This window comes from Halapricum sp. CBA1109 (assembly GCF_009741825.1).
Classification (GTDB): domain Archaea; phylum Halobacteriota; class Halobacteria; order Halobacteriales; family Haloarculaceae; genus Halapricum.
In genome coordinates this window covers 1-5,903 of record NZ_WPCA01000153.1, presented here as the reverse complement: position 1 = coordinate 5,903, position 5,903 = coordinate 1, and the positions used below count along the sequence as shown (strand labels likewise).

At 68.3% G+C, this 5,903-nt stretch carries 7 protein-coding genes and 1 pseudogene; 1 reads left to right on the top strand and 7 read right to left on the bottom strand.

Annotation, left to right across the window (positions count from 1 at the left end):
- The 7 genes and pseudogenes from purL to GJ629_RS13635 all read right to left on the bottom strand — a co-directional run.
- Positions 1–1,809 (bottom strand): phosphoribosylformylglycinamidine synthase subunit PurL (gene purL, locus GJ629_RS13665; protein ID WP_157513542.1); only part of this gene is annotated, 1,809 nt, incomplete at its 3' end.
- A 50-nt stretch (positions 1,810–1,859) separates the two neighbouring features.
- Positions 1,860–2,525, bottom strand: a complete 666-nt coding sequence (locus tag GJ629_RS13660) for a response regulator (protein ID WP_370515914.1) — start codon at positions 2,523–2,525, stop codon at positions 1,860–1,862.
- A gap of 169 nt (positions 2,526–2,694) precedes the next feature.
- Positions 2,695–3,285 carry a hypothetical protein gene (locus GJ629_RS13655; protein ID WP_197428620.1) on the bottom strand — a complete coding sequence of 197 codons (591 nt, stop codon included), beginning with the start codon at positions 3,283–3,285 and terminating at the stop codon, positions 2,695–2,697.
- 20 nt (positions 3,286–3,305) lie between these two features.
- Positions 3,306–3,806 (bottom strand): halocyanin domain-containing protein, encoded by a 501-nt coding sequence (locus tag GJ629_RS13650; protein ID WP_157513541.1) that lies wholly within the window; start codon positions 3,804–3,806, stop codon positions 3,306–3,308.
- Between the two features lie 59 nt (positions 3,807–3,865).
- Positions 3,866–4,140, bottom strand: a pseudogene (locus tag GJ629_RS13645) (hypothetical protein).
- Positions 4,137–4,514 (bottom strand): helix-turn-helix domain-containing protein, encoded by a 378-nt coding sequence (locus tag GJ629_RS13640; protein ID WP_157513540.1) that lies wholly within the window; start codon positions 4,512–4,514, stop codon positions 4,137–4,139. The pseudogene GJ629_RS13645 and the gene GJ629_RS13640 overlap by 4 nt, the downstream one beginning before the upstream one ends.
- Before the next feature lie 50 nt (positions 4,515–4,564).
- Positions 4,565–5,218, bottom strand: a complete 654-nt coding sequence (locus tag GJ629_RS13635; protein WP_157513539.1) for a hypothetical protein — start codon at positions 5,216–5,218, stop codon at positions 4,565–4,567.
- Between the two features lie 54 nt (positions 5,219–5,272).
- Between GJ629_RS13635 and GJ629_RS13630 the strand changes: the two genes are divergently transcribed.
- Positions 5,273–5,903: J domain-containing protein (locus tag GJ629_RS13630; protein ID WP_157513538.1), on the top strand; the 631-nt coding region annotated here is incomplete at its 3' end.

Below are 5,903 nucleotides of genomic sequence, written 5' to 3'. Positions count from 1 at the left end.
CGTGACCGCCTCGTGGTCGACGACATCGGCGATGGCCTCGACGAGGGCACCGGGCGCGTCGGGCAGGGCGGGGAAGCGGTCGCTGCCGCCCAACTGGGCCAGCAACTCCGAGCCGCCCAGCGCGGGGTCGTCGACGGGGTCGCCGATGACCAGCAGCGTCCCGTCGCCTGAGAGCGCTTGTGGCGGGGCCTCGTAGGAGTCTTTCGTTCCGACCATCGTCAGCGTCGGCGTCGGCGGGATGGGGCCGGCGACCGAGTCGTTGTACAGCGAGACGTTGCCGCCGACGACCGGCACGTCGATGTCGGCACAGGCGTCCGCGAGGCCGTCGACGATGCCCTTGAACCGGCCGTACACCTCGGGCTTTTCGGGGTTGCCGCCGTTGAGGCAGTCGACGGCCGCAAGCGGCGTCGCGCCCTTCGCGGCGAGGTTGGTCGCGTTCTCGATGCCGACCGCCCGCGCGCCGTCGTAGGGGGCCGCGTCCGTCCAGTTGGGGTCGGCGCCGGCCGAGATGGCCAACCCCTGTTCGGCCTCCCTGATCGCCAGAATCGCCGCGTCGTCGCCGGGTCGGCGGGCCGTCCGGACCTGGACCTCGTGGTCGTACTGGCGGTAGACCCAGCGCTTGCTCGCGGTGTTCGGTGCGCCGACGACGGTTTCGACGGCCTCGGCGAGGTCGAACGCCGGCCGGTCGATTTCGGGCGGTTCGGGGTCGACGTGGTCCAAGTCGTTCATCGGCGCGCCCTCGCCGAGGTACTCCGCGTCGGCCTCGACGACCGTCTCGCCCTCGAACGTGCAGTGGTAGATGCCGTCGTCGGTGACCTCGCCGATGACCGAACAGCCCATCTCGTAGCGCTCGGCTATCTCGGCGACGCGGTCGACGTTCTCCGGGTCGACCTCGTAGACCATCCGCTCTTGGGATTCGCTGAGGAGAATCTCGGTCCCGTTCATCCCGGGTTCGCGCTGGTGGACGTCAGACAGTTCGATGTCGGCCCCCAGACCGCCCTTGGCGACCAGTTCCGAGGAGGCCCCGCCGAGTCCGGCCGCGCCGAGGTCCCGCGCGGAGACGATCAGGTCCTCGTCGATCAGGTGCTCGTTGCACTCGATGAGGAGTTTCTCGCTGTAGGGGTCACCGACCTGAACGGCCGGGCGGTCCTCGGTTTCTGCGTCCTCGGCGAGGTCCTCGCTGGCGAAGGAGGCCCCGCCCATCCCGTCACGGCCGGTAGCGTTCCCGACGAGGAGGAGCTTGTTGCCGGGCGTCTGGGCCTCGGCTGTCACGAGTCGGTCGGCGTCGGTCAGGCCGACGCAGGCGACGTTCACCAGCGGATTGCCCTCGTAGTCGTCGTGGAAGGCGACGCTCCCGGCGACGGTCGGGACGCCGATGCAGTTACCGTAGTGGGAGATGCCCTCGACGACGCCCTCGAAGAGATACCGGGAGTGCTCGCGGTCGAAGTCGCCGAAGTAGAGGCTGTCGGTCAGGGCGATGGGGTATGCGCCCATCGAGAGGATGTCGCGGACGATACCGCCGACGCCCGTCGCCGCGCCGTCGAAGGGGTCGACGTAGCTGGGGTGGTTGTGGCTCTCGATGCCCATGGCGATGTAGGTGTCGTCGTCGAGTGCGACGACGCCCGCGTCGTCGCCGGGCGGGACGATGACGTCCTCGCCGTCCGTCTCGAACGCGCCCAGCAGTGGCTGGGAGGATCGGTACGCGCAGTGTTCGCTCCAGAGGTTCTCGAAGAGGGCCGCCTCCGCCTGTGTCGGGTCCCGACCGAGGTGCTCCGTGACGAGTTCCCTGTCGCCGTCGCTGAGACTCATTGGCGGACTCTACCCCGAGACGGGATAAATGGCTTTCCAAGCGTCGGCGGCTACTCGGCGTCGACGACGCGGACGATGGCTTGGGCGACGGGTTCGCCGCGGTAGATACCCGGTGCCGTCGCCACGATGGCTTCCTTTCGTGTCCCCGATACCGTCCTGATCGTGAACTGTACCTCCGGCATCGGTCGCTGCTCCTCGAACAGTCTCTCGAACCGGTCGATTGCCTTCTCCCGGTCGCCCTCCGCGAGGAAGTCCGGCATCTCGTGTGTCGTCAGCGCATCCTCGTTCGGGGCGTCGAGGAAGTCGACGGCGGCATCGTTCGCGTACACCACCGACCGGTCCGGGCGAAACAGAACGATGGGTACCGGCGCCGTGTCCACGAGGTTGTGGTATCGCTCGTCGGCGACATCGACGGCCGCCTCCGCCTGCCGCCGCCTGACGAGGTTCCTGATCCGGTTGCCGAGGACGGTGTACTGGTCGGTCCCGCGCTCTTTCTGGAGGTACTCGTCGACCCCGGCCGAGATTGCCTTGCTCGCTATCTCCTCGCTGCCTTTCCCCGTGTAGAGGACGAACGGCATCTCAGGGCAGGTGTCCCGCAGTTCGGACAGAAACGCGAGGCCGTCGACGTGGGGCATATCGTAGTCGCTGACGATACAGTCGAACGTCTCCCCGTCGACCAGTTTCCTCGCTTCGGGGACACCGTTCGCTGTCGTCACTGAGAGCCACTCGTGCTCGCGTCGAGGTACGTCGAGACGAGGTCACAGAGCGCGCCGTCGTCGTCGACGTACAACACCTCCGAGTGACTGTTGTCGCTCATCGTCTCAGGACACGAGGTGCCGTCGAATAAAAGTCAGGTTGTTGAACCGTCTGTCACGAACGATCCGTTCAGAACGGCGCGCCCATCCCGCGCTCGTTCGGCACCTCGTTGTCGGGGCCGTCGCCGACGTTCCCCGGTATGGTGCCCGACTCGGCGTACTCTTCCTCCAGCGACTGGAGCTTCGTGTTCAGCGTGCGGCTGTCTTGATGCATCTCGTCGACCCGGACCCGGACGAGGTCGTAGCCGTGGCGCTGGGACTCCAGATTGAACGCCCGGAAGGCCCCGATGGCAAGCGAGTCCCCCTGCGGGCAGAACTCCGTCGTCGGCGTGAACTCCGCGCGGAGCACCGACGGATCGGCGGCGTCCAACTCGGCCGCCGGGCCCGACTCGGGGTCGGTCCCCTCGGCGTACCGAAACCCCGCCGACTCGTGGCGGGTGTCGCGGTTCAGTTTGGCGAGGTTGTACCCGAAGGTCACGTCGTAGACGCCGCGCTGTTCGAACACCCCGCGCGCGACGGTGTGGACGTTGATGTGCTCGTCACCCGCCAGAACCGCCTCAGACTGGAGAAACGGTCCCGGGTCGGGGATATGGTCTGGGACGAACGCCCCCTGTTCGTCGAACGTGTCCGGGTCGCCACCGAGCGATGGTATTCCTGGCATAGGCGGTCGTACGCGGGCCGTCACCCTTCCGCTGTTGCCGAAGATGTTCGGGCGTCGGTCACGACGACCACGGCCTTCATCCCCTGTGACCGGTGGGGCGTACAGACGTAGCGGTAGGTGCCCGTCGACTCGAAGGTGTGAGAGAAGGTAAAGCCCTCCTCGGCGGTGCTCTGGCTCTCGAAGGTCCCGTCCTCGTGGACGACGTTGTGGGCCTGTCCCTCGCCGGTCCACTCCCACGTGACGGTGGTTCCCGCGGCGACCTGCATCGCCGCCGGGCCGAAGGCGTAGTTGCCGCCGTTGCCCTGAATGCCGACGTCGACGGTCGGGTCCTCGCGGCCGGTCCAGTCGAGCATCTCCCCGTCGAAGTTGCTGGTGTCGCTCAGGTACGATTCGACCCCGCTGGGCGCGTCGACGCGCGGCCCGTCGTACGTCGGTGGCTCCTCGCTCGCGCTACACCCGGCGGCCGCGCCGGCACAGACTGTGGCCGTCGCCGCCAGTAGTTGCCGTCGGTCAAGACGCATACTCGGCCGAACGACACTGGAGAATAAATCCGCTGTCCCCGTTCCCGGCGGGTGGGAACCTACTGGGAGTACAGCGAGTAGACGATAGTGGCGAACCCGACAGCCGTCAGCGACGCCTCGACGACGAGCGTCGTCTCGAGCGACATATCCAGTACGAGGTTCGTGACGCCGCTGTCGCCGACCCTAACGTCACGAACCCGAACCCTATCGCCAGCGCCCGCAGGGCCGGCGACCCGGTCCGGTTGTAGGCCTTGTAGGCGAAGTAGGTGATCAGTCCCCCGAGCAGCAGTGTCAGGGTTTTCGCTGCGATGACGTACTGGATGTGTGGGCTCATGTTTCCTTTCGTACCTCCGACCAGAGATCCTCCAGTCGCTCGTCGGCCGTCCGGGCCTGTCTGGCGATACCGACCTCGAACTCCAGATCCTCCGAGAGCGCGATGACGACCTCCTCGAAATCGATCTCGTAGGTGCTCGCGTGCTGGCCGTCGGGCCTGATGTCGACGCCCTCGTTCAACAGCGAGGCGTCGGTCAACAGCTCGAGTTTCCGGTAGGTAGTCGACAGCGGCACGTCGCTGTCCTCCGAGATCTCGCTGGCCGTCTTCGGCTCGTCGAGGACGCCGACGATGTCCCGACACTCCGGGTCGTCCAAGGCGTCGAGGACGTCCTGCAGCGTCGGACCGTCGTCGTCCGCGAACGGATCACGGACCATCTGCACACGCCTTCTGGCCAGACCTGTTTAACTGTGCCGACCTCGGCCGGTCACGCCCTGTCGATCACCACCTCGTTGTGCCCGGCCGCACACACCCGTTCGGACAGCGCCGCCGGCTCCGCCGGGAGTAGCTTGCGCTCGGCCGTCGCCGCCTCCTCACCGATATCGGAATCGTCCTCCTCGTCCGTTTCTACCCCCTCCTCGTCGTCCGGACCCTCCGGGGGTCGGCGGTGCGTGACCGCGTCCTGCCGGTCGAGGTCGTAGCCCGCGTCCGTCGCCGCGGCGAGAAACGCGTCGCGGCGCTGATCGCGTTCCCGCATCGAGAGTGCTTCGGCCTGTTCGATGCCGCGCAACCGCGCCAGCACCGCCGCCTCGTCGTCGGGCACCGCCGCGTCCAGCACCGACGCCGCCGCCACCTCGTGACCCTGCTCGCGGGCCGCCGCACAGAGCGCCTCGACGGTCCGCGCCGTCTCCGGTGGGGGCCGGAAGTGATACCGGCTCCGCCACCGCGCGAACGTCCCGAGTACGTCCGCCATCGTCGCCTCCGTGCCGGCTATCGCTCTGGCGGCCGCGAACACCCGCCCGGTCCGCGACCGGTCCTCGTCGTCCAGCGCCCGCAGTGCCGTCCGTTCGGCCGTCGTCGACGTCGCCATCACCCCGTCTGCCGGCTCGTTGTATATAAACTGCCGGCGGGTGTCGTCCATCGAGAGAATCGGATAATTCAACGCCTAAGTGTGCCGGGTTCAAATCCCGATCCGATGGGAGACGCGAGCGAGGGGGTGACCGACTTCGAGGACTACTACGACCTGCTCGGGGTCGACCCGGACGCCGACGAGGCGGCGATACTCCGGGCCTATCGACGGGCAGTGAAGGAGTACCACCCCGACCGGCGGGAGGCCGCGGCGCTGGACACCGACACGGCCGCCGCGGTGTTCAAGCACCTCTCGGCCGCGCGGTCGATACTCACCGTCCCCGCGCGGCGGGCGGAGTACGACCGGTTGGGCCACCGGACCTACCTGCTGCGCCACGACGGCGACGAAGAGGCCGTCAGTCCCGGTGCGTCCGACGACGACCCACGGGAGACGGCGACCGAGGACGGCCGCGGGGCGTGGTACGCCGCGACGACCCCGGCCCCCGAGACGGCGACCGAGGAACCCGCGGCCGCGGGCGTCGCAGCCGGGTCGGTCGTCGAGGGGAGCGACCTCGGCGTCGCGGACCTGCTCGGCAGTGACCCGCTGGAGACCGCGTGGCGGCGGTTTCTTGCGGTCTGGACCGTTCGAATACTCGCCGTCGGCGGCGGCATCGTGGCCGCCGTCACGCTCACCTCGCCGGCGGTCGCGGCGGTGCCGTCCTCGCGGTGGTCGCCCTCTCGGGCGTGGCCGCGATGGT

Excerpts from the sequence above, each read along its gene's own strand:
- GJ629_RS13640 (WP_157513540.1), bottom strand. The coding sequence starts at position 4,514 with ATGGTCCGTGATCCGTTCGCGGACGACGACGGTCCGACGCTGCAGGAC.
- GJ629_RS13655 (WP_197428620.1), bottom strand. The coding sequence starts at position 3,285 with ATGCCAGGAATACCATCGCTCGGTGGCGACCCGGACACGTTCGACGAA.
- GJ629_RS13650 (WP_157513541.1), bottom strand. The coding sequence starts at position 3,806 with ATGCGTCTTGACCGACGGCAACTACTGGCGGCGACGGCCACAGTCTGT.
- GJ629_RS13635 (WP_157513539.1), bottom strand. The coding sequence starts at position 5,218 with ATGGACGACACCCGCCGGCAGTTTATATACAACGAGCCGGCAGACGGG.